This window comes from Ruegeria sediminis, assembly GCF_005938215.1.
GTDB classification, from domain to species: Bacteria; Pseudomonadota; Alphaproteobacteria; order Rhodobacterales; family Rhodobacteraceae; genus Ruegeria; species Ruegeria sediminis.
This window is the reverse complement of record NZ_VCPD01000002.1, coordinates 152,299-175,162: the sequence shown is the minus strand read 5'-3', so window position 1 is coordinate 175,162 and position 22,864 is coordinate 152,299. Positions and strand designations below refer to the sequence as shown.

The window sequence follows — 22,864 nt, the reverse complement described above, 5'->3', positions numbered from 1 at the left end:
ATGGCGGAGTTGCTGGTCGTTCGTCACGCTCAGGCCTCGTTCGGGGCCGAGAATTACGACCAGTTGAGTGAGTTGGGCCACCGGCAGTCCGTGATTGCGGGCGAAACTTTGCGCCGGATGGGATGGGTTCCGGACCGCCTGGTCACAGGTACCCTGGCGCGGCAAAAACAAACCTTGCAGTCGATGGGGTTTAAGGAAGAACCCGATGAACATCCGGGCTGGAACGAGTATGATTTCCACGACCTGCTGCGTGTCCGGTTCGGCGGCACCATTCCCGGCCCGGTACAGAATGACCGCAAGACCCACTTTCGAACCTTGCGCGACACGCTGCGGGACTGGCAGGCGGGCGGAGTCGTCGGCGCGCGTGAAACCTGGGCTGCGTTCAAGTCTCGGGTCGAGGCGGCCAAGGTTTTTGCCACCGGGACCGAAGCCAAACGCGTTCTCGTCATCAGTTCAGGTGGCGCTATCGGGCAGTTGGTCGCCGCAAGTCTTGATGCGCCGCCGGAACAGATGATCGCGCTGAACCTGCAGGTCAAGAACACCTCGATGACGCGTTTCATATTCACGCCCCGCGCCTTTTTCCTTCACGAATTCAACGCCACGCCGCATTTCGCGCCGCCCGAACATGCTGCATTGCTGACCTACAGCTGAGGATCCGTCATGAGCCAAGACACCCAATCCCTCGATCTGGACGCCGTCGATGCCTATCTGCGGAAGCATCTTGAGGGGTACCAGGGCCCGTTGCAGGCCACCAAGTTCACCGTGGGCCAGTCCAACCCGACCTTCCTGCTGAAGACGCCGGAACGGAATTATGTCCTGCGGCGCAAACCGCCAGGAGTGCTGTTGAAATCAGCCCACGCCGTAGATCGTGAGTTCCGGGTTCAAAGGGCGTTGGCGAATACCAAGGTTCCGGTCGCCAGGATGTACCTGCTGTGCGAGGACGATAGCGTGATCGGCTCGACCTTCTACGTGATGGAGCATCTGGACGGCCGAAACTTTTTCGAACCCACGATGGATGGGGAAGCCAACGAAACCCGCGCGGCGGTCTTCGACGAGATGAACCGGGTACTTGCCGAGTTGCATATGGTCGATGTGGACAAGGTCGGGCTGTCGGATTTCGGGCCGCCGGGAAACTACTTTGAACGCCAGATCGGCCGTTGGACCAAGCAGTACCGGGCCTCGGAGACCGGGGCGATTGCGGATATGGACGATCTGATCGACGCGCTGAACCGGGACCTGCCTGCCGATGACGGGCAGCGGACACTTGTGCACGGCGACTACCGCATCGACAACATGATGTTCGAAAAGAACGGCACGGCCTGTCTGGGCGTGTTGGACTGGGAGCTTTCGACCATCGGTCATCCCTATGCCGACCTTGCTGCGGTGATCATGCAGTGGCAGATGCCTCCGGGAAAGGAAGGGCGCGGGTTGGCGGGCATCGACCGGGCGAGCCTGGGATTGCAGTCGGATCAGGAGTTCATCGCGCGCTATTGCGAAAGGCGCGGGCTGGCGGGGATTGACGATTTCGGGTTCTATCTTGCCTTCAATTTCTTCCGGATGGCGGCGATCATTCAGGGCGTCTACAAGCGCGCGCTGGACGGGAACGCGTCGAACCCCGAGCGGGCAAAGAAACTCGGTCAATACGTGCCGATGTTCGCGCAGCACGGGCTTGCGGCGCTCGGTCGATAGGTGTGGCATGTCGGAACTGGATCTGGGCGCGACGCCGGACGAGGAAAAGGATCGGAACTTCGTTACCGCGCTGGCGCGCGGATTGGACATCCTGCGCTGTTTCCGCCCCGGAGAGACCAGCCTGTCGAACCTTGATTTTTCGGAAAGAACGGGCCTGCCGAAACCGACCGTTTCGCGTCTGACCCATACCTTGTGCCATCTGGGCTATCTGGTGCAGGACCGGCAAGGGGGCGCCTACAGGCTTGGCGCCGGTGTGCTGCAACTGGGTTTCGGCGTGTTGGCAGGCATGGATATTCGCGACAGGGCGTCCGAAGTGCTGCGGGCGCTGCGAAACGGGCCAAATTCCTACATTACAGCGGCTTTGGGCGAAGCGCACCGCGCCGAAGTGGTCTATGTCGCCGTGCATCGCTCGCGCGAAACCGTGGCGCTGACGATGCATGTCGGATCACGCCTGCCGCTGTTTTCTTCCGCCATGGGCCGGGCGATCCTAGTCGGAATGACGCCAAACGCGCGCGAGGCCGCGATTGCGTGTGCGGTGGAAGATCTCGGAGCGCAGGAAGCCCAGTTGCGCAAAACGATCCAAAAGGCGCAGGCGGATCATGAAGAGCGCGGGTTTTGCACCGGATATGGTCTGTGGCGCGAAGACGTGAATGCGATTGCGGCACCGGTGCATTCCCTGGACGAGGGGCGGGTTTTCGGTCTTAACGTCGGGGGGCCGAGCTTTCATGTGAAGCCCGAGCAACTGGAGCGGGACTATGCCAAGCCGCTTGGGGAAGCGGCCCGGTTTCTCGGGCTTGCGCCATAACGGCCTAGCTGGGCCGTCAGGCCAGGGAAAGAGGGCCGTCCACTTTGCTAACCGTCGCGACCCAAGGTAACCGCGACATCATCCCCGATCGCCTGTCGACCGGGGCCTGCACATCTGGCTAATGTTTTTGCAGCGACAAACCGGAGAGGGTGCAAATGGCTGAGCTTTTGACACGCAAGCATCACGGAGACGGCATCGTCGAACTGCAATTGAATCGCGCACCGGTGAATGCCCTGAGTGCCGAGTTTCTTATGAGCTTCGCCGCCGAAATGGACGAGCTGAGCCGGGATCCGGATACCCGCACAATCGTTTTATCGAGCGCCTTCAAGGTTTTCTCGGCAGGACTTGATCTGAAGGAAGCCCAGAATTTCGATGTGGCGCAACAACAAGCCATAGTCGAAGGGCTGAATGTCGGCTTTCTGACCCTGTTTGCCTGCCCGAAACCGACGGTTTGCGCCGTGAACGGCGCCGCCATTGCGGGCGGGTTGTTCTTTGTGCTCGCCTCGGATTTCCGGGTTGCCGCGCCGGAGGCCAAGCTGGGGCTGGCCGAAGTGCGGGTCGGCGTGGATTTTCCTGTAGGTCCAATGGAAATCGCCCGCGCGACGCTGGATCCGAACACACTCAGAAGGCTGCTGCTGACGGGGCAGCCAATGGATGCGGACAGTGCGCAGCGTGTTGGCGTGATCGACGTGATCGACGCCGACGTGCTGTCCCGCGCAGTCCAGGAGGCTCGGGCGCTGGCGCAGATCCCGCCGCGGACCTACGCATCGGTCAAACGGCAGATCAGGCAAGCGGTGATTTCCCTGATCGAGGAAAGCATGGCCGCCGGCGGCAACGCGCCGGAAGGCGGCTGGTTCAACGACGAAACCCGGGACGCCATGAAGCGGATGATCGGGTGATATGTATTCCTACGTACTTCCCTCGCCGCACCGGTCGGAGGACACTCGGGCAACCGGGCGCTGAGAAAGGGAGTGACGATGAAAACCGCCAACACGCATGGGTTTGACCGGACTCGGCTGAATCGCATCGGTGTCTGGATGCAACGCTATGTCGACGAGCGGAAGTATCCCGGCAGTTCGGTGCTGGTGACGCGCGGCGGTGACGAGGTCTATTTCCACGCCTGTGGATGGCGTAGCCTTGAGAATGACCTGCCGTTCGAGCGTGATACCCTTGCGCGCATCTATTCCATGACCAAGCCGATCACTTCGGTTGCCGTGATGATGCTGGCCGAGCGCGGGGATTTTCACCTGGATGCGCCTGTGGCCAATTTCCTTCCTGCTTTCAGCGACATGCAGGCACTGGTGAATGGAGCGGAACGGATCGATCAGGTGGAACCTTCCGTTTCCCCGACTTTGCACCAGCTGCTGACCCATACAAGCGGCCTGAGCTACCCGTTCAACCCGGGCGTACTGGCGCGGGCGATGGACGAGCAGGACCTGATGTTCAAGCCCAACCAGGGCGTGCTGGCCGACATGGTGAACAAGGTCGCAGACCTACCTTTGGCATTCCAGCCGGGTTCGCGCTGGGAGTATTCGGTGGGAATAGACGTGCTGGGAAGAGTCGTCGAAGTGGTGTCGGGCAAGACGCTCGACCGTTTCCTTGCCGAAGAAATTTTCGAGCCCCTGGGCATGGCGGAGACAGCGTTTTCCGTACCGGATGGGGCAGGGGACCGGTTCGCGTCGCTCTACACGCCGCTTGCGGGCGACGCCATGGCTCTGAACGCGGCGAAGAGCGGCGGAGAGACATTGCGCCTAGTGGACCAGGCCGGCAGCTCTCCGTTTGAAGGTGCGAGCATGTATTCGGGCGGCGGCGGGCTTGTCGGCACCATCGACAATTATCGCCGCTTTGCCGAGATGCTGCGCTGGGGCGGCGAGGCCAATGGGCACAGACTGCTGAGTCCGAAGACGCTGGATTTCATGATGCGCAACCATCTGCCGGGCGACATCGCGTCGATGGGTCCGCAAAGCTTTGCCGAACAGCCTATGGAAGGTATGGGCTTTGGCTTGGGCGGCGCGGTGGTGCTGGAACCGGGCAGGGCGCGCGTTCCGGGTTCGGTGGGGGATTTCAGTTGGGGTGGAATGGCTTCGACCTTCTTCTGGCTGGACCGGAGGCATGATCTGACGGTGGTGTTTTTCACCCAGCTGTCACCTTCCAGTTCCTATCCATCGCGGTCGGAGCTCAAGGCGCTGATCCATGGGGCTCTTGCAGATTGACGAAGGTTTCGGCCTGTTCTAATGGCGGGCCGAACAAGGGAAATGGCATGAACGAAGCGGAAAAGACACTCCTCGACCTTCTCGACATCGAACGGCTGGAGGTGGACCTGTTCCGCGGCACAGGGTCGGGCGGCGAAACGCCGACGCGCATCTATGGCGGGCAGGTGGTCGCGCAGGCATTGGCTGCGGCCTATCGGACGGTCGAAGATCGGTTGTGTCATTCGTTGCACGCCTATTTCATCCGCCCCGGTGATCCGAGCATTCCGGTTGTTTATCAAGTCGATAGAGCACGTGATGGAGGTTCCTTCACCACACGCCGTGTCGTTGCGATCCAGCACGGGAAACAGATCCTGAACTTGTCGGCATCGTTCCATGTTCAGGACGACGGATGGGATCACCAGCACCCCATGCCCGGTGTCGAAGGGCCGGATGCCCATCCGACGCGGGACGAGCTGCGCCAAAGGTATCTGGACCGCGTTCCCGAGAAGTTTCGTACGGAGTTTCTGCGCGAACGACCCATCGAGGTGCGCGAGGTCGATCCGCTGGACCTATTCGATCCATCGCCAGGCGACGACCGCAATCATTTGTGGTTCCGCATGAAAGCAGCCGCCGGGGCCGATCCGAAGACACAGCATCTTTTGCTGGCCTATGCCTCGGACATGGCCCTGCTGAGCAGCGGTTTGCGGCCCCACGGGCTGAGCTGGTTCAAGCGCGAAGTGAACGGGGCAAGCCTGGATCACGCCATGTGGTTTCATGCCCCGATCCGGTTCGAGAACTGGCACCTCTACACGATGGACGCGCCCTGGACCGGGCATGGCCGCAGCTTCAATCGCGGCGCGATCTACACCGAGGATGGCATGCTGGTGGCGTCGGTCGCGCAAGAGGGTCTCATGCGGCGCCGTAAGACCTCAACTTAACCGCCGAACTTACTGTTTAATTTGCTCATTCCGCCGATCCAGCGATCGTAGTCCGACGCCTTCAGGCGGATGTAATCCTGCACTTGAGGATGCGGCAGGACCAGAAACCGGTTCTCGCGGATAGCCTCGATGCAGGCGTCGGCTGCTTGTTCGGGTTCCAATATTCCGTCGATTGCGGCAACCGAGTCCTCATGCCCTTGGATCATTGCCGACCGAACTGCCTGCGGGCATAGAACCGATACGCCGATTCCCTTGTCGGCATATGTCAGCGCCAGCCATTCGGCCAGCCCGACGGCGGCGTGTTTCGTCACGCCATATGGGGCTGCGCCCGGCTGGTTGAGCAGACCGGCCGCCGAAGCGGTGTTCAGCAAATAGCCGCCCCCGCGAGCGATCATGCGGGGTACGACATGACGCGCAGCCCAGACATGCGACATCACGTTGATCTCCCAAGTGCGCTGCCATTGCTCATCGGGCACGTCAACGCCGCCAAGTGTCAGAATCCCGGCGTTGGAGCAGAACAGGTCGATCGGGCCAATCCGGTCTTCGACCGCTTCGACAAGCGACCGGATATCGGCTTCGCGTCCGACATTGCAGTGGAGTGCCACGCCACCGATCCCTTCGGCAACACGTTGTGCGCCAGCCAGGTCGATGTCCGCGCAGATCACGGTCTTTGCACCTTCCTGGGCGAACCGTTCCGCCAAACCTTTGCCGATACCACCGGCGGCACCGGTCACGACAACGATCTTTTCCGTCAATTCCATGCGTAATCCTTGTGCATCGTGTCTCCGACAAAGAACCAGCCGCAACGCATTGCCGTTACGCCATTTTCACTCATGCCGTTAGAAGCATCGGTTTTCCATTCCAGGGCAAAAGCGTATGCACGGTAGGCCCGCCAACCAACAGAAACGTCGTCAGGAAAATTGGAAACGTGGCGTCACCTCAGCGGCCACCAATCATTTTACCATAATACCGATTATGCGTTTTACGTGTGATCGATTCACGCAGCCACTGTATCAGCCCCCTTCAACCCGTGGAACGCTTCATGCTGTGACAGGAAAACTCGTCCTGAAAGATGATCCAGAAAGTGACTGCGTTTGAGGCGGTCCATTACTGGTCCCTTCACCTCGGACAGGTGCAGCGTAACGTCCAGATCCCGCAAACGCTGATTGATCGCTTCGAGCGAGTCCAAGGCGCTCAGGTCGATCTCGTTGACGGCCGAACACATCAGGACCACGTGGCGGATCTCGTCGCGGTTACGATGCACGCGCGCCAGGATCAAATCCTCCATGCGGCGTGCATTAGCGAAGTAAAGGCTTTCGTCGATCCGCAGAGTGAGGATGGCGGGATCGGTCAGCACCTGGTGGCGGTGGATGTTCCGGAAGTGATGGCTTCCCGGCACCTGCCCCACCTCGGCCACGTGCGGACGCGCGGTCTTCCAGACGAACAGGACAAGCGACACGGCGACGCCGCTGGCGACGCCGATTTCGACGCCCATGGTCAAAGTCAGGGCCATCGTGGCGAAGACCGCCGCGAAATCCGCTTTGGAATAATCCCACGCGTGTTTCAGGATCGTCAGATCAACCAGGGACAACACAGCGACGATGATTGTCGCCGCCAGTGTGGCCTTGGGCAAAAAGAACAAAAGCGGCGTCAGCGCCAACGCGGCAAAAAGAAGCCCGACCGCTGTGAAGGCGCCAGCGGCTGGCGTTTCGGCGCCTGCGTCGAAGTTCACCACGGACCGGGCAAATCCCCCGGTAACGGGGTATCCGCCAGAAAGCGCGGATGAGATGTTGGACGCACCCAAGGCAATGAGTTCCTGGTTCGGCCCTATACGCTGCTTTTTCTTTGCCGCCAGGGTTTGGGCCACCGAAACGCTTTCCACGTATCCGATGATGGAGATCAGGATCGCAGGAGCGACAAGCTGCGATATCAGGCTGGTGTCGATGCCGGGCAGGCCAAGGGGCGGAAAACCGGTCGGAACCTCGCCGACGATGGCCACGCCGAGTTCCGGCAGGTTCAAGGCCCAGGTCAAAAAGGTCGTTCCGATCACGGCAAACACCGGACCAATCCGCGCAGCCGTTGAGGCGAAATGCTGGGTAACGTTGCACTTGCGGACAAGGGCCCTTGCCAGTCCCTTTCGGGCCCAGAACAGGAACGCCAACGTCGCTGCGCCGATTGCCAAGGTAGCGACGTTCGTCCGGCCGAATTGGACAAAGATCTCTACAAGGATCTCAGGGAACGTGTGGCCCGATACCGGGATTCCGAGGATGTGTTTCAACTGGCTTGCCGCGATCAGAAGGCCCGACGCCGAGATGAAACCTGCGATGACTGGATGCGACAGCAGGCTTGAAAGCGCGCCCATCTTCAGGGCGCCCATGGCCACAAGAAACATACCTGAAAGAAGCGCCAGGACCCCGGCCGCGGCGACATATTCAGTCACGCTGGAAAGCCCAAGCGGTGCAAGCGCCGTAGCCGTCATCAGCGACACAACTGCCACCGGACCCACCGCCAAAGCCCTGCTGGTGCCGAAAACCGTATAGGCGACCAGCGGCAGGATCGAAGCGTATAGCCCGACTTCGGCGGGCAGTCCTGCCAGCAAAGCATAGGCAAGCGATTGGGGGATCAGCATGATCGTCACGATCGCCGCCGCCGTCAGGTCCCCTGTCAGGTTGCCGCGGTCATAGTCGCGCGCCCATTCGAGAATCGGAAAAAACTCGCGCAGGCGCTCAGTCCTTCCTGTCATTCTCACCAGTCCGACCATTGCCGTCCCCTGCCCCTGCATGTTGCTACACAGATTCATATTCGTGTTTTTGCATATAAAGGTTCTGGCAGAAATGTGAAGCCTTCCCGAACGAAAAAAGCGCGCCCGTTTTGGGCGCGCCTGAAGAACACTGCTGGTTTTTCGATCAGTAAAAGGCCTGCAGCCCGGTCTGCGCCCGGCCAAGGATCAGAGCGTGAACGTCATGGGTACCTTCGTAAGTATTGACCGTCTCGAGGTTCACCATGTGGCGAATGACCTGAAACTCCAACGAGATCCCGTTGCCGCCATGCATGTCCCGCGCCATGCGCGCGATGTCCAGCGCCTTGCCGCAGTTGTTCCGCTTGACGATCGATATCATTTCGGGCGCCGCGTTGGCCTCGTCCATCAGGCGGCCGACGCGCAGGCTGGCCTGAAGGCCCAGTGCGATTTCGGTCTGCATGTCCGCAAGCTTGCGCTGGAACAGTTGGGTCTGGGCCAGCGGGCGGTTGAACTGCTGACGGTCGAGCCCGTACTGCCGCGCGGCGTGCCAGCAGCATTCGGCAGCCCCCATCGCACCCCAACTGATCCCGTAGCGGGCACGGTTGAGACAGCCGAACGGACCTTTGAGGCCCTGAACATGCGGCAGCAGCGCATCCTCGCCGACTTCGACGCCGTCCAGCACGATCTCGCCGGTAATCGAGGCCCGCAGGCTCAGCTTGTTCTGGATCTTGGGTGCGCTCAGGCCCTTCATGCCTTTTTCCAGAACGAAGCCGCGGATTTTGCCGTCATGCGCTTCGGACTTGGCCCAAACCACGAACACGTCGGCGATGGGCGCGTTCGAAATCCACATCTTGCTACCGGTCAGGCGATAACCGCCTTCGGTCTTTACGGCACGGGTTTTCATGCCGGCCGGGTCGCTGCCCGCGTCAGGCTCGGTCAGGCCGAAACAGCCGATCCACTCGCCGCTGGCAAGCTTGGGCAGGTATTTCTGCCGCTGTTCCTCGCTGCCGTAGGCATAGATCGGGTACATCACCAGCGAGCTTTGCACCGACATCATAGAGCGATAGCCGGAATCCACCCGCTCCACTTCGCGCGCGACCAAGCCGTAGGCAACATAGCCCGCACCGATGCCGCCATACTGTTCGGGAGTGGTGGTGCCCAGCAGCCCCATCTCACCCATTTCGCGGAAAATTTCAGGGTCGGTCTCTTCGTTCTGGAATGCTTCGGTCACGCGCGGCTGCAGCTTTTCCTGGGCATAAGCGCGGGCGCTGGCCGCGATCATCCGTTCGTCTTCGGTCAGCTGGTCGGACAGGCGGAAAGGATCCTCCCAATCGAATTTGCCAAGATCGGGCGCATCCTTGGCGCGCAGGGTCGGTTTGCTTACGGGCGCATTCATGGCGCATCTCCTCGATTCAGACTTTGAGGCACCCTACCCCGCAAGAAACGCAAAAAACAGCGAGACTTTCGCAAGGTTTCATGAGTAGAACGCATATATGGATACTCCGCGCCGATATCTTCCCTCGATCTCGTCCTTGCGTGCCCTCGAAGCGTTGGACCGTCTCGGCTCGGCATCTGCCGTTGCCGAGGAGTTGGCGCTGACGCAAAGCGCCGTCAGCCGCCAGTTGCAGTCGCTCGAGTCGCAACTGGGCGTCGAATTGATCCAGCGCGATCGCAAACGATTGTCGCTGACACCGATCGCGCAGGACTATGTCCGGGAAATCCGCGAGGCCCTGAATCGCATCGCGCAAGCCTCGTTGCGGCTGCATGTGGCGCCTGTCGGAGGAACGCTAAACCTGGCCATTCTGCCGACCTTCGGGATGCGTTGGCTGATGCCGCGGCTGCCGGAATTCGCTCGTCTGCACCCGGACATCACCATCAACATGTCCACCCGCCTGCGCCCGTTCAGCTTTGCCACCGAACCATTTGATGCAGCACTGCATTTCGGTGAGCCGGACTGGCCCGGAACGGATCGCCTTCTGCTGAAACTGGAGCGGGTCCTACCGGTCTGTGCGCCTTCGCTTTTGCCGAACGGGGCGCCGAAATCGCCGAAGGATCTGCTGCGGCTGCCGCTGCTGCATATCCAGACACGCCCGCGCGCCTGGCAGGATTGGTTCAAACAGATGGGCGTAGAGCGGTCCGACCCACTGCCCGGAACCGTCCACGATCAGTTCTCGACGATCAGCCAGGCCGCGATCCACGGGTTGGGTGTGGCGTTGTTGCCCAACTACCTGGTCGAGCAGGATCTGGCGACGGGCAAGCTGATGGCGGCCTATCCGGATGCGGTGGAAACGGTCGGCGCCTATTACCTCGTCTGGCCCAAGTCGAAGTCGAACGACCCTTCTCTGCGCGAGTTCCGCCATTGGCTGGCGTCGCAGGCGCAGCCCGAAGACGCCCTGCCCCGTTAACCCAGTGCGTATCCCGCGCCGCGCACCGTGCGCACAGGGTCTTCGCCGCCATGTTCGGTCAAAGCCTTGCGCAGGCGGCCGATATGGACGTCCACGGTCCGCGTGTCGACATAGATGTCGCGTCCCCAGACCCGGTCCAGAAGTTGCTCCCTGCTCCAGACGCGCCCCGGTTTTTCCATGAAGGTGCTCAAAAGGCGGAACTCGGTCGGTCCCAGCTTGAGCGGTTTGTCGCCCCGGCTGACCTTGTGGGTTTCCGAATCCAGCACGATGTCTTCGTATTCCAGGCGCAATCCTACGGTCGCAGGTCGCACCCGCCGCAACTGTGTCCTTACCCGCGCCATCAACTCCACGACCGAGTATGGCTTGACCACATAGTCGTCGGCGCCGGTCTCGAGCCCGCGAACCTTGTCCACCTCTTCGGTCCGCGCCGACAGCATGATGATCGGGATCGACCGTGTCTCGGGCTTGGATTTAAGGCGGCGGCAAACCTCGATGCCGCTGAGGTTGGGCATCATCCAGTCAAGTACGATGATGTCGGGCGACTCTTCGTCCACCAGCAGCAGCGCCTCGTCGCCGTTTGCGGCTCTGGACACCCGGAAACCTTCGGCCTCGAGATTGTAGGCCAGAACCTCGCGCTGCGCTGGTTCGTCCTCGACGACAAGAACCGTAGGCTGATCCGAACTCATGCGGGCGCCTCCTAGATGATTTGCGACGTGGTATCGGCCTTGGGGCGGGCATCGGTCGGCCGCTTTCCCGTGACCAGATATATCACTTGTTCGGCTATGCCCGTCACGTGGTCGCCCATGCGCTCGATGTTCTTGGCGATGAAATGTAAGTGCATGCAGGCCGAGATGCTGCGCGGATCCTCGGCCATGTAGGTCAGCAGTTCCCGGAACAGACCGTTGTACATCTGGTCGACGTCCTTGTCGCGGTCGATCACATCGCTGGCAAGTTCGGAATCGCGCTGGATATAGGCGTCCAGCGCGTCGTGCAGCATCAATTCGACCTCGCGCGCCATTCTCCGCAGGGCCGAAGTGCTGCCGTTGACATCCTGAACGTCAACCAAAACCGCCGTTCTTTTGGCAATGTTTTTAGCCTGGTCGCCGATGCGTTCAAGATTGGCGGCAACCTTCAGCACTGACAGGACAAGCCGAAGATCGCCGGCTGTAGGTGAACGCAACGCGATCAGCCTGGCGGCTTCCTCGTTGATCAATTCCTCCAGCGCGTCGATAGCGGCATCGCCCTTGCGAACCTGCTGCGCCAGCTCTTCGTCACGTGCTTCAAGGGCCCGCGCCGCGCTCGTGATCGCGGCTTCGACCAGCCCGCCCATCTTCATGATGTGGGCCTGTACTGCTTCCAGATCCCGATCGTAAACCGATGTGATGTGCTTTTCCGACATTGTCATGTACCTGTCCTCAACCGATCCGGCCGGTGATATAGCTTTCCGTGCGGGGATCTTTCGGGTTGGTGAAGATCTGTCCGGTCTCCCCAAACTCGACCAGATTTCCCAGATGGAAGAATGCGGTCTTCTGGCTGACGCGCGCTGCCTGCTGCATCGAGTGCGTGACGATGACCACCGAGTAACGCTTGCGAAGGTCGTCGATCAACTCTTCGACCTGAGCAGTGGCGATCGGGTCCAGCGCCGAGCAGGGTTCGTCCATCAACAGCACCTCGGGCTCCGTCGCGACCGCGCGCGCGATGCACAGACGCTGCTGCTGGCCGCCGGACAGGCTGGTCCCAGGCGCATCCAAGCGGTCCTTGACCTCGTCCCAGATCGCTCCCCTGCGCAGCGAGTTCTCGACGATCTCATCCAGTTCGGCCTTGTTCCTGGCCAGACCGTGGATGCGCGGACCGTAGGCCACGTTGTCGTAGATGGACTTGGGGAACGGGTTCGGTTTCTGGAACACCATGCCCACCTTGGCGCGCAGTTGAACCGGGTCCACCCGCTTGTCATAGATGTCTTCGCCGTCCAGCAGTATGTCGCCCTCGACGCGGCAGATGTCGATAGTATCGTTCATCCGGTTCAGGCATCGCAGGAACGTGGATTTGCCACAGCCGGACGGGCCGATGAAGGCGGTGACGGTGTTGTCCTCGATCTCGACGCTCACGTCCTTGATGGCGTGCGCGTCCCCGTAATAGACCTGAACATTTTTTGCGGCGATCTTGGTTTGGCGCGTGTCCACGGCTTTCTCCAGTCGAGACATATCGTTCATTTCATTGCCCCCATTTACCAGCGGCGTTCAAAGCGGCGGCGCAGGATCACTGCCACAGTATTCATGGTCACGAGGAAGACCAGCAGTATGATGATGCCTCCCCATGCGCGTTCATAGAATGCCGGATCGGCGCGTTTCGCCCATTCGTAGATTTGCGCAGGCATGGCCGAGTTCGGGGACAGCAGACCGCTGGCAATACTGTCGGGCGCGTTCGATGCAATGAAACCGACCATGCCGATGAGCAGGAGCGGCGCAGTTTCGCCCAGTGCCTGAGCCAATCCGATAATCGTTCCGGTAAGTATGCCGGGCGCCGCCAGCGGCAGGACGTGATGGAACACCGCCTGCATTTTTGATGCCCCTACCCCCAGCGCGGCATCACGAATGCTCGGCGGCACCGACTTCAGCGAGGCGCGGGTCGAGATGATGATGGTCGGCAATGTCATCAGCGTCAGCACCAGGCCGCCGACCAGCGGAGCGGACATCGGCAGGTGCATGTAGTTGATGAACACGGCCAGGCCGAGAATACCGAACACGATGGACGGCACTGCGGCCAGGTTCGAAATGTTCACCTCGATGATGTCGGTGAGCCAGTTCCGCGGCGCAAATTCCTCGAGATAGATCGAGGCGGCGACGCCAATTGGCAATGCCAGCGCCAGCACGACCAACATCATGAACAACGAGCCGATCATAGACACGCCCATTCCGGCGGCCTCGGGCCGCTGATCAGATGCATCCGCACCGGTGATGAAATCAATGTTGAAGGTCTTATTCAGTACGCCGGCCTTGTGAAGTTGATCCACAAGGTCGAGTTGCTCGACCGAAATCGACTTGTCGTTCGCGATGGACTCTCTGGTCACGCGTCCCTTCATGTAGCCGTCCACCCGTGAGTTGGCGAGAAACCGAAACTCGATCGTTTCTCCGATCTTGTCCGGATTTGCGATCACGAAATCCCGCAATTGCGCCTCGGCGCTCTTGGACAGAATGGCGGCCTGGTCCTTGGGCTTGAGCGGCGTCTTGATGCCAAGCTCTTCAACTTTCTTCTCAAAGGCGTTTTTGATCAGAGGCGCATAGCCGAAAGTGGTGACCTTCTTGATTTCTTCGAGGTTTCGGTTGCCGTTCTTGTCGAGCTTGCTCTCCAAGAGTTCGACATCCAACGTGATGAAGGTCTGGCTATAGGCGCCGACGCCTCTGGTGACGATGTTGTAAACCAGGACGGCCAGCATCAGCATACCGACGGCGATCGCGAAGATGCCGTAGATCTTGAAGCGCGCCTCGGCACGGTTGCGCCGCACGGTCCGGGAGTCCTTTTGCAGAAGAGATCCCGCATGCCTGCTTTGGGGCGCGGACTGGTGGCTTATGTCGGTCATTCGTACTGCTCCCGGTACTTGCGCACGATGTAGAGCGCCAGGACGTTCAAGCCGAGGGTCAGGACAAACAAAGTCAAGCCCAGGGCAAAGGCCACAAGCGTCTCGGGGCTGGCAAAGTCGGTGTCGCCCGTCAACTGGCTGACTATGCGTGTGGTGATGGTGGTCATCGACTCGAGCGGGTTGAGCGAAAATTTCGCGATCGCGCCTGCGCCCATCACGACGATCATAGTCTCACCGATGGCGCGCGAGGCGGCCAGCAGGATCGCCCCGACGATGCCAGGAAGAGCTGCCGGCAGAACCACCTGCCGCACTGTTTCCGACTGGGTTGCCCCCAATCCCAGCGACCCGTCGCGCATGGATTGCGGCACCGCGTTGATGATGTCGTCCGACAACGACGACACGAAGGGGATCAGCATGATCCCCATGACCACGCCCGCGGTCACTACCGAGGTCGCACCTGTCATCCACTCCACGCCCAGAAGGCCGCCCTTGGCAAAAACATCCGCCAGCATCGGTCCCACGGTCAGCAGAGCGAAAAGCCCGTAGACGATCGTCGGGATGCCGGCGAGGATCTCGAGCAACGGTTTGGCGAAGCTGCGCGTAGCCCCGTTTGCATATTCCGAAAGGTAAATTGCTGCGAAAAGGCCGATCGGCACCGATACCAGCAACGCGACGAAGGAGATATATAGCGTTCCCCAGAGTAGCGGCAGGATCGACAGTTCCGAGTCCCCGCGAAAGTTGGGTGCCCAGGTGCTTCCAAAAAAGAAGTCCTTCCAGCTGTGCAATCCGAAGAAATTTATTGTCTCGAAGAACATCGAGAACACGATGCCGATCGTAGTCAGGATCGCCAGCGAGGCGGCGACGACAAGCAGTGCCAACACCCCCTTTTCGACGACATTGCGTGCTCGAAAATCCTTGTGTGTCTGAGAATAGGACCAAGCCAACCCGCCCAAAGCCAAAACGGCAACTACGATGGACATCGCAGTCTTGCCGACCGAGGTCAGCTGACGATAGCGCTGAGCCGCACGAAGCACTTCGGGACGCACGTCGGAGCCGAGGGCGACTCCGACCTCGCCAAGGCGGGCGCGAATGTCGGTGGCTTCGGCATCGAGTTGCCGGGCCTCGGAAGGCGTCAGCGCACCTTGTTCGACAGCTTCGTCCAAGCCATCCGCAACGCGGCGCACGTCGGACATGACGAGATCGAGCGTTGCGTCTTCAGGGACGGCAGAATCCGGGATCAACGTTGAAACCCGGCTGTCAACGAACACCGGCTGCACCAGCATCCAGACGATCAGAACTCCCAGTGCGGGAACCAGAGAGGTCAGGGCAACATTCAGCCCGTAGTAATTCGGCAGCGAGTGCAACGCCCTGGTGTCGCCACCGGCCGTTTGCAAGGCGCGATTGCGCCCCAGGACATATCCGACGGCGGCAAGGACCAGCAGCGACAGAACCAACCAATAAGTGGGCATTAGAACATGCGTCCGTTCTTTGAGCAGCGATGCCGGGGCGGTACTCCCGCCCCGGCCGTTTTTCGATCAGTACGGGATTATCAGGAGTTGCTGTCCATGGTGGCTTCGTCGGCAACTACCTGCTGCGTCTCACTCAGTTCAGGATCGGCAACCAGGCCGTATTCGGCCAGCGGTCCGTCGGGGCCGGCAACTTCGTCAGCGACGAAAAACTCGGCATACTCTTTCAGGCCGGGGATCACGCCGATATGCGCCTTCTTCACGTAGAAGAAAAGCGGACGCGACACAGGATATTCGCCAGACGCGATCGTTTCGGTCGAAGGGACGACACCCGACATGGTAGCAACTTGCAGCTTGTCGGTGTTGTTTTCGTAGAAGGCCAGACCAAAGACGCCGATGCCGTCCTTGTTCGATTCGATGCGGGCCAAAGTCTCGGTGTAGTCGCCATCGATATCGACTGACTTTCCGTCCGTGCGCAGGGAAATACAGGCCTTCTCGGCCGCTTTCTTGTCGTCGCCGTTCACCGCCTTGAAGGCCTCGAAGGCGCCTGTCTCCTCGCAACCGGCCAGGATAACCTTGTCCTCGAACACTTCACGTGTGCCGTGCTTGGTACCAGGAACGAACGCCTGAATGTCGATGGCGGGGAAATCGGGGTTCACGTCGGCCCAGGTATTGTTCGGGTTGTCGACCAGTTGACCATCAACCAGAACCTTGTCTGACAGAGCCAGGAACCAGTCGCTCGGGGTGAATTCGTACGCGTTTCCGTTGATGTCCGAGGCGAAGACGATGCCGTCGTAGCCAACACGGACTTCGATGATGTCAGTGACGCCGTTTTCGGCGCAGGCCTCGATTTCCGAGTCCTTGATCTGTCGCGACGAGTTGGCGATGTCGATGGTGTTTTCACCGACGCCTTCGCAGAAACGCTTGAGACCAGCGGACGAGCCGCCTGATTCAACGACAGGGGTCGGGAAATCGAAGTTTTCGCCAAAGGCTTCCGCCACGATCGAAGCATAGGGCAGCACGGTCGAAGAACCGGCAACCTGGACATTGTCACGAGCGGCGGCAGCGGTTGCCGATGCGGCTGCGATGGCGATTGCCGGAACCGACAGTTTCACGAAGGACATTTCAGTCTCCCTGATAAGGACGTTTAGCGATCACCCCATGATGATCTTGGCCGCACTCCTAAGTTCGGTGCGTAAGTCTTTTGTGACACCCGTGTAACAACTTCATGACAACGATCGAAAAACTGCGGAATCCTGACGCATAGCTACTATGCAAATCGGTAATGCCAAATGCGCAGCCGAAAGGCCTTCAGCGGGGAAGGATGACGGTGAAACAGGCGCCCTTGCCCAATTCGCTTTCCACCCGCAGCCGGCCCCGGTGCCGGTTGACGATGTGCTTGACGATTGCCAGACCCAGCCCGGTACCGCCCAACTGGCGCGAGCGGTGGTTGTCGGCGCGGTAGAAACGCTCGGTCAGGCGCGGCAGGTGAACGGCGTCGATGCCAGGCCCGTTGTCGATGATCTGAACCCTTGCCGACGGCTCCCGCACCGCGGGGTCACGATCAAACAGGGTCAGCACGACTTTCACCAATCCGCCGCTGCCGCCGTACTTGATCGCATTCTCTACCAGATTGGTAAAAACCTGGCGCAGTTGGTCGGTATCGCCGGTGACCAAAACCGGCTCGTCCTGTGCGTCCAGTGTCAGTTCCACACCGGCGTCATCAGCCAGAGGCCGCAGTGAATTCAGCGTCGAATGCAGTTGCCCGGTCAGGTCGATCTGTTCCTTGGGACGGATCCGTTCCTCGTTCTCCACACGATTCAGCGACAGCAAATCTCCGACCAGACGGTTCATCCGGTCCGCCTCGTCCGCCATGATCTGAAGGAATCGCTCGCGGGCGGCGGCATCCTCGCGCGCCGGGCCACGGAGGGTCTCGATGAAACCCATCAGCGCGGTGAGCGGCGTTCGCAATTCGTGGCTGACGTTGGCGACGAAATCCCGCCGCATCTGTCCGGCCTGTTCCAGGTGCGTCACATCCATGAAACTCACCAGAACCGCCCCTTCCTGACCGTCACCGTTGTTTCCGACGTAGCGGCATTGAACCTCGAATGTCGTGTTCTGAGCGCCGTCATTGGAGAGGTGGCGGGTCTTTTCCGCACCCTTCTTGTGCAAGCTCTGCTCGATGGCTTCGATGACCTGCGGTTGCCGCAGAACGGTCGCGAAATGGCGCTCGAGCATGTTCTGGCCCAGCAGCGACCTGGCCTCGTCATTTGCCGCAATGATCCGTTCGGACCGGTCGATCAGGACCGCCGGAAGCGGCAGGGCGGCGATAAGGTTGGAAACATCACCTGCGGTCAACGGCGTTTCGGGCATTTGCTGGTCTCGAAATTACCAATGTGTTTCCTGCCGACCCTGCTGGAAGTGTGAAGCTTGTGCGCCTGACAGGCCCCTGGCCATCCGTCACAATTCGGACAGGGTATCGCGGTACTTGCGCATGTTCTCTTGATAATGTTGCGCGCTGAACTTGATCCTTTCCACTGCGGCATCATCCAGAAGACGCACGACCTTGCCCGGCGAACCCATCACCAGGGAGTTGTCCGGGATCTCCTTGTTCTCGGTAATCAGTGCGCCGGCGCCGATCAGGCAGTTCCTGCCGATCTTTGCCCCGTTCAGAACGATCGCGCCCATGCCGATGAGGGTGTTGTCGCCGATGGTGCAGCCGTGCAGCATCACCTTGTGCCCGATCGTGCAGTTCCGTCCGACGGTCAGCGGATAGCCTGCATCAATATGCATGACGCAGTTTTCCTGTATATTGCTGCCCGCACCGATCCTTATTTCTTCGTGATCGGCGCGGATGATGGCGCCGAACCATACGGACGCGCCTTCTTCCATGATGACCTTGCCGATCAGGTTGGCATCGGGCGCGACCCAGGTGTCTGCGTGAAGTTGCGGTTCATGGGGACCCAAGGCGTAGATGGTCATGACAATTCCTCGAATTCGGTTTGCAACTTGCGGACATGCGCCTGCAGGGCCGGCTGCTGGATTCTCCGCATCCGCTCGGCACTCACGATGGTCTTCAGTTTCTCTTCTGTTTCGTCCAGATCGTCGTTGATAAGGACATAGTCGTAATAGCCCCAATGGCTGATCTCATCCCAGCTTTTCAGCATCCGCCTTGAAATGACGTCGTCGCTGTCCTGGGCGCGGTTTTCCAACCGGCGGCGCAATTCGCGGATCGAAGGCGGCAGAATGAAGATCGACAAGGCGTGTTTGCCAAGATCCGAATTGCGGATCTGGATTTCACCCTGCCAGTCCACGTCGAACAGAACGTCGCGGCCGCTTTCGATGGTGTCCTTCACCGGCCCTGCGGGCGAGCCGTAAAAGTTGCCGAAGACATGGGCGTGCTCAAGCATTTCGCCGTTGGCTACCTTTTGCTTGAACTGGTCTTCGCTCAGAAAGAAATACTCGCGGCCATCCACTTCACCCGACCGGGGCGCGCGGGTCGTGGCCGAGACCGAAAAGCTCAGCTCGTCGTCCCATGCCATCAAACGTCGCGCCAGAGTGGATTTTCCCGCACCCGAAGGCGAGGAAAGAATGATCAGAAGACCTCGGCGATCAGCCATGTCGTTTCGTTCCCGTTATTATTCGACGTTCTGAACCTGTTCGCGCATCTGGTCGATCACCGCCTTGAGTTCGAGACCAATTGCCGTCAACTCGGCATTCTGCGCTTTCGAACACAGCGTGTTGGCCTCGCGATTGAACTCCTGCATTAGAAAGTCCAGCTTGCGCCCGACCGGGCCGCCTTGGTCAATCAGTTTGCGCGCCGCCGCCACATGGGCTGCGAGCCGGTCGATTTCTTCCGTGATGTCCGCCTTGACCGCGATCAGGGCAAGTTCCTGCGCCACCCGGTCGGGATCGGCGCCTTCGAGATTGTCGAGGACACGCGCCAGATTGCTCCGAAGATTGTCCGCCATCTGCGCCTTGCGGCTCTCGGCCAGTTCCGCAGCCTGACGGGTCAGCGCGTCGACCAGTTCGAGTTGAGCGCGAAGAACCGTGGAAAGCGCCTCGCCTTCCGTTTCGCGCATGTCCAGAAATGCGCGCACCAGAGGCCCGAATTCGGCTTTCAGCCGTTCGACCAGAGGTGCGGCGTCGTCGGCTTCGGCTCCGGCGTCAAGCATGCCGCGCAACCCCAAAAGATCGGCCGCGCGCGACGGCGCGAGCGCAACTCCGCGATCCTCCGCCAGCCTCTCGGCTTCGGCCAGCGCATCCAGCGCGGCGGCAAGCGCGTCCTTGTTCAGCGACAACGCCGCGGCGTCCTCGCTTCGGGTCAGGCGCAACGACAAAGTGACATTGCCGCGGTTCAACGCCTTGGACAATTCGCCTCTCAGCGCGGATTCCAGCCCTTCCAGCCAATCGGGCACGCGCAGGCGCAGATCCAGCCCCTTGCCGTTCACGCTGCGCAGTTCCCAGCTCCAGCTGTGGGCTCCGAATTCGCCCTTGCCCGAGGCGAAACCTGTCATGGATCTGATCATTCCTGCCCTTTCCCCGCCGCCCACACCTTCGGCCACGGTTGCAGCACCTAATGCCATCCGCCCCCGCAGGGCAAGTCTTTGCTCTGAATCCGCTTCGGTTAACCAATCGTTAAATATTTGCTCCAAAATTGAATTAACCCGTGTCAGGCTGAAAGTTGAAGCATCTACCGTGTCGCCACACCCGACGGCAGCAAGGCCAGGACATTCAACGGCCAGTCGGAACAAGGGCAATGAAGATGAGAAACTTCTTTGGGAATTGCCCCGGTTCTAGGAAGGGGAAGATCGTCGCGATGGAAAGGTTCCGCAGTGGACGCAGCCTGTCCCCAATTCGTCAGGCCGAAGCCTATTGGACCGCACTTCTGACCGGTGACGGGGTTCCGAAAAGAGCCGATATCGACCCGCGCGGCCTTGAGAACATCCTGGAATACACGTTCATCCTGGAACGGATCGCGCCCGGCATTGCACGTTTTCGGTTGGCGGGAAACCACCTGTGCCAATTGGCGGGTATGGAAGTCCGCGGAATGCCGTTGACCGCATTCTTCACTGCCAGCGCGCGAAAAGAGGTCGAGACCATGCTGGAACGGCTTTTCGACGCCCCGGCGATCGGCGAGGTAGAGGTGACTTCGAAGCAACCACTGGGCCGGGCGCGGCTGGAAGCGCGCATGATCCTTTTGCCTTTGAAAAGCGATCTGGGGGATGTCAGCCGAATTCTTGGGGTTCTGGTGGCGGACGGCATGCCTGACAAGACACCTTGCAAATTTGCCCTCGACCAGTGCCGGATCAGGGATCTGGCCAGCATCCAGCAGAAAAGGGCCGATCAGCAACAGCCAGTGACGGGCTTCGCCGAGGAGCAGGGAACGTTCGAGCGACCCGCCACTCATCTTCGTCTGGTGATTTCGCGCGACGATTGATCGGGTGACCTGAAAAACAGTATTAGATCGCCACGCGAATTCGCCAATTCAGGCTCGGCCCCGACTTCTTGCTAATCTGCGGTCAAAAAAAAACGGCGGGCTCAAAAGCCCGCCGCATTGCTGTCGTCTTGTGTGCCTCAGCCTGCCGCCCGCTTGTCGCGTTCTCGGCGCAGGTTCGTGAGTTCTTCGGCAACCAGAAACGCCAGTTCCAGCGACTGGCTGGCGTTCAGACGCGGATCGCACGCGGTATGGTAGCGGTCCGAAAGATCCTCTTCGGTCACAGCACGGACACCGCCAGTGCATTCGGTCACGTCTAGCCCGGTCATTTCGAAATGCACACCGCCGGGGACGGTGCCCTCGGCCTGGTGCACGCTGAAGAAGTCACGCACTTCGCGCAGCACTGCATCGAACGGCCGGGTCTTGTAACCGGTGGCCGACTTGATGGTATTGCCGTGCATCGGATCGCAGACCCAGGTGACGGTAGCGCCCTCTTCCTTGACCGCTTTGATCAGACGGGGCAGATGCTCGCCCGCCTTGCCGGCCCCGAAACGCGCGATCAGGGTCAGGCGCCCTTCTTCGTTTTCGGGGTTCAGCTTGGACATCAGGATCTTGAGATCCTCGGCGGTGGTCGTGGGGCCGCATTTCAGACCGATGGGATTCAGAACGCCGCGGCAGAATTCCACATGCGCGCCGTCGGGTTGACGAGTGCGGTCGCCGATCCACAGCATGTGACCCGAGCCTGCAAGCCAGTTGCCAGAGGTGGAATCAAGGCGGGTCAGCGCCTCTTCGTATTCAAGCAACAGACCTTCGTGGCTTGTGTAGAACTCGACCGTCGAGAACTCGTGCGTCGTGTCGGCGGTGATGCCGGCCGCGCCCATGAAGTCGATCGTGTCCTGAATACGGTCGGCGATCTCGGAGTACTTCTGCACGTCCTGTTCGTCGGTGAAGCCCAGCGTCCACGAATGCACCCGGCTCATGTCCGCAAAGCCACCGGTCGAAAAGGCGCGAAGCAGGTTCAGTGTCGCGGCCGCCTGGGTGTAGGCCTGAAGCATCTTCTTGGGGTCGGGCAACCGGGACTCGGGCGTGAAGGCCAGCTCGTTGATGATGTCTCCGCGGTAGCTCGGCAGTTCGACGCCTTCGACCACCTCGGTCGGCGCGCTGCGCGGCTTGGCGAATTGGCCGGCCATGCGGCCCACCTTGATCACCGGCACCTTGGCGCCATAGGTCAGCACCATCGCCATCTGCAGCATCACCTTGAACGTGTCGCGGATCGCGTCGGCGCTGAACTGATCGAAGCTTTCGGCACAATCGCCACCTTGCAGCAGAAAAGCCTCGCCACGCCCGGCGGCCCCAAGATGGCGTTTCAGACGCCGTGCTTCACCGGCAAAAACCAGCGGCGGATACTTGGAAAGCTGCGCCTCGACCTGGGCCAATGCGGCCGGATCGGTATAGTCGGGCATCTGAACCCGCGGCTTGCTGCGCCAGTTCGTTTTTTGCCACTCGGTCATAGCTCAAATCTCCGCTGAGGTATTTCAGGGGGTCTCTATACAAAATGCCAGAGTAAGTGACCATATCCGATTTGCGCCTCTTGACGCCGCAAACAAGCTCT

The 22,864-nt window shown here is 60.3% G+C and carries 23 protein-coding genes; 9 read left to right on the top strand and 14 right to left on the bottom strand.

Annotated elements, in window-relative coordinates; genetic code table 11:
* The 6 genes from FGK63_RS05425 (at position 1) to FGK63_RS05400 (ending at position 5,624) form a co-directional block, all read left to right on the top strand.
* Positions 1-651, top strand: coding sequence for a histidine phosphatase family protein (locus tag FGK63_RS05425; RefSeq protein WP_138840596.1), 651 nt, complete (start codon positions 1-3; stop codon positions 649-651).
* Between the two features lie 9 nt (positions 652-660).
* A complete protein-coding gene (locus tag FGK63_RS05420) occupies positions 661-1,689 on the top strand; it encodes a phosphotransferase family protein (protein WP_138840595.1) in 1,029 nt (342 codons plus the stop codon).
* 7 nt (positions 1,690-1,696) lie between these two features.
* Positions 1,697-2,494 carry an IclR family transcriptional regulator gene (locus FGK63_RS05415; protein ID WP_138840594.1) on the top strand — a complete coding sequence of 266 codons (798 nt, stop codon included), beginning with the start codon at positions 1,697-1,699 and terminating at the stop codon, positions 2,492-2,494.
* 155 nt (positions 2,495-2,649) lie between these two features.
* Positions 2,650-3,393, top strand: a complete 744-nt coding sequence (locus tag FGK63_RS05410) for an enoyl-CoA hydratase/isomerase family protein (protein ID WP_138840593.1) — start codon at positions 2,650-2,652, stop codon at positions 3,391-3,393.
* 78 nt (positions 3,394-3,471) lie between these two features.
* A complete protein-coding gene (locus FGK63_RS05405; RefSeq protein WP_138840592.1) occupies positions 3,472-4,707 on the top strand; it encodes a serine hydrolase domain-containing protein in 1,236 nt (411 codons plus the stop codon).
* Between the two features lie 47 nt (positions 4,708-4,754).
* Positions 4,755-5,624 carry an acyl-CoA thioesterase gene (locus tag FGK63_RS05400; RefSeq protein WP_138840591.1) on the top strand — a complete coding sequence of 290 codons (870 nt, stop codon included), beginning with the start codon at positions 4,755-4,757 and terminating at the stop codon, positions 5,622-5,624.
* On the opposite strand, the gene FGK63_RS05395 is transcribed toward FGK63_RS05400, so the two are convergent.
* The 3 genes from FGK63_RS05395 to FGK63_RS05385 form a co-directional block, all read right to left on the bottom strand.
* Positions 5,621-6,385 carry an SDR family oxidoreductase gene (locus tag FGK63_RS05395; RefSeq protein ID WP_138841197.1) on the bottom strand — a complete coding sequence of 255 codons (765 nt, stop codon included), beginning with the start codon at positions 6,383-6,385 and terminating at the stop codon, positions 5,621-5,623. The two genes, FGK63_RS05400 and FGK63_RS05395, sit on opposite strands and share 4 nt — an antisense overlap.
* A 236-nt stretch (positions 6,386-6,621) precedes the next feature.
* On the bottom strand, positions 6,622-8,367 hold the full coding sequence (locus tag FGK63_RS05390) for a SulP family inorganic anion transporter (protein ID WP_138841196.1): 1,746 nt from the start codon (positions 8,365-8,367) through the stop codon (positions 6,622-6,624).
* Between the two features lie 163 nt (positions 8,368-8,530).
* The gene (locus FGK63_RS05385) at positions 8,531-9,760 is read right to left on the bottom strand and encodes an acyl-CoA dehydrogenase (RefSeq protein WP_138840590.1); all 1,230 of its coding nucleotides are present in this window, start codon (positions 9,758-9,760) and stop codon (positions 8,531-8,533) included.
* Between the two features lie 97 nt (positions 9,761-9,857).
* Between FGK63_RS05385 and FGK63_RS05380 the strand changes: the two genes are divergently transcribed.
* On the top strand, positions 9,858-10,769 hold the full coding sequence (locus FGK63_RS05380; RefSeq protein ID WP_138840589.1) for a LysR family transcriptional regulator: 912 nt from the start codon (positions 9,858-9,860) through the stop codon (positions 10,767-10,769).
* On the opposite strand, the gene phoB is transcribed toward FGK63_RS05380, so the two are convergent.
* The 10 genes from phoB to FGK63_RS05330 all read right to left on the bottom strand — a co-directional run bounded on the left by phoB (position 10,766) and on the right by FGK63_RS05330 (position 20,344).
* Entirely contained in the window at positions 10,766-11,455 is a 690-nt protein-coding gene (gene phoB / locus FGK63_RS05375) for a phosphate regulon transcriptional regulator PhoB (protein WP_138840588.1), read from the bottom strand. The genes FGK63_RS05380 and phoB overlap by 4 nt on opposite strands.
* Before the next feature lie 11 nt (positions 11,456-11,466).
* Positions 11,467-12,168 carry a phosphate signaling complex protein PhoU gene (phoU, locus tag FGK63_RS05370; RefSeq protein WP_138841195.1) on the bottom strand — a complete coding sequence of 234 codons (702 nt, stop codon included), beginning with the start codon at positions 12,166-12,168 and terminating at the stop codon, positions 11,467-11,469.
* A gap of 16 nt (positions 12,169-12,184) precedes the next feature.
* Positions 12,185-12,982, bottom strand: coding sequence for a phosphate ABC transporter ATP-binding protein PstB (gene pstB / locus FGK63_RS05365; RefSeq protein ID WP_138840587.1), 798 nt, complete (start codon positions 12,980-12,982; stop codon positions 12,185-12,187).
* Between the two features lie 14 nt (positions 12,983-12,996).
* Complete coding sequence (gene pstA / locus FGK63_RS05360; protein ID WP_138840586.1) at positions 12,997-14,349, bottom strand: phosphate ABC transporter permease PstA; 1,353 nt, start codon at positions 14,347-14,349, stop codon at positions 12,997-12,999.
* Positions 14,346-15,818 carry a phosphate ABC transporter permease subunit PstC gene (pstC, locus tag FGK63_RS05355; RefSeq protein ID WP_138840585.1) on the bottom strand — a complete coding sequence of 491 codons (1,473 nt, stop codon included), beginning with the start codon at positions 15,816-15,818 and terminating at the stop codon, positions 14,346-14,348. The genes pstA and pstC overlap by 4 nt, the downstream gene beginning before the upstream one ends.
* Positions 15,819-15,898: 80 nt before the next feature.
* Complete coding sequence (locus FGK63_RS05350) at positions 15,899-16,939, bottom strand: substrate-binding domain-containing protein (protein ID WP_138840584.1); 1,041 nt, start codon at positions 16,937-16,939, stop codon at positions 15,899-15,901.
* A gap of 187 nt (positions 16,940-17,126) precedes the next feature.
* The gene (locus FGK63_RS05345; RefSeq protein WP_171052580.1) at positions 17,127-18,188 is read right to left on the bottom strand and encodes a sensor histidine kinase; all 1,062 of its coding nucleotides are present in this window, start codon (positions 18,186-18,188) and stop codon (positions 17,127-17,129) included.
* Positions 18,189-18,275: 87 nt separating this feature from the next.
* Entirely contained in the window at positions 18,276-18,797 is a 522-nt protein-coding gene (locus tag FGK63_RS05340) for a gamma carbonic anhydrase family protein (RefSeq protein ID WP_138840583.1), read from the bottom strand.
* Positions 18,794-19,435, bottom strand: a complete 642-nt coding sequence (gmk, locus tag FGK63_RS05335; protein ID WP_138840582.1) for a guanylate kinase — start codon at positions 19,433-19,435, stop codon at positions 18,794-18,796. The genes FGK63_RS05340 and gmk overlap by 4 nt, the downstream gene beginning before the upstream one ends.
* A gap of 18 nt (positions 19,436-19,453) precedes the next feature.
* Positions 19,454-20,344, bottom strand: a complete 891-nt coding sequence (locus FGK63_RS05330) for a YicC/YloC family endoribonuclease (protein ID WP_138840581.1) — start codon at positions 20,342-20,344, stop codon at positions 19,454-19,456.
* On the opposite strand from FGK63_RS05330, the gene FGK63_RS20940 reads away from it, so the two are divergent.
* Complete coding sequence (locus tag FGK63_RS20940; RefSeq protein ID WP_218961124.1) at positions 20,331-20,615, top strand: hypothetical protein; 285 nt, start codon at positions 20,331-20,333, stop codon at positions 20,613-20,615. The two genes, FGK63_RS05330 and FGK63_RS20940, sit on opposite strands and share 14 nt — an antisense overlap.
* A 19-nt stretch (positions 20,616-20,634) precedes the next feature.
* A complete protein-coding gene (locus tag FGK63_RS05325; RefSeq protein ID WP_246043961.1) occupies positions 20,635-21,255 on the top strand; it encodes a PAS domain-containing protein in 621 nt (206 codons plus the stop codon).
* Between the two features lie 137 nt (positions 21,256-21,392).
* Here FGK63_RS05325 and FGK63_RS05320 read toward each other — a convergent pair whose 3' ends face one another.
* Positions 21,393-22,763: a class II 3-deoxy-7-phosphoheptulonate synthase gene (locus FGK63_RS05320; RefSeq protein WP_138840580.1), complete on the bottom strand. Its 1,371-nt coding sequence runs from the start codon at positions 22,761-22,763 to the stop codon at positions 21,393-21,395.
* Positions 22,764-22,864: the final 101 nt, after the last annotated feature.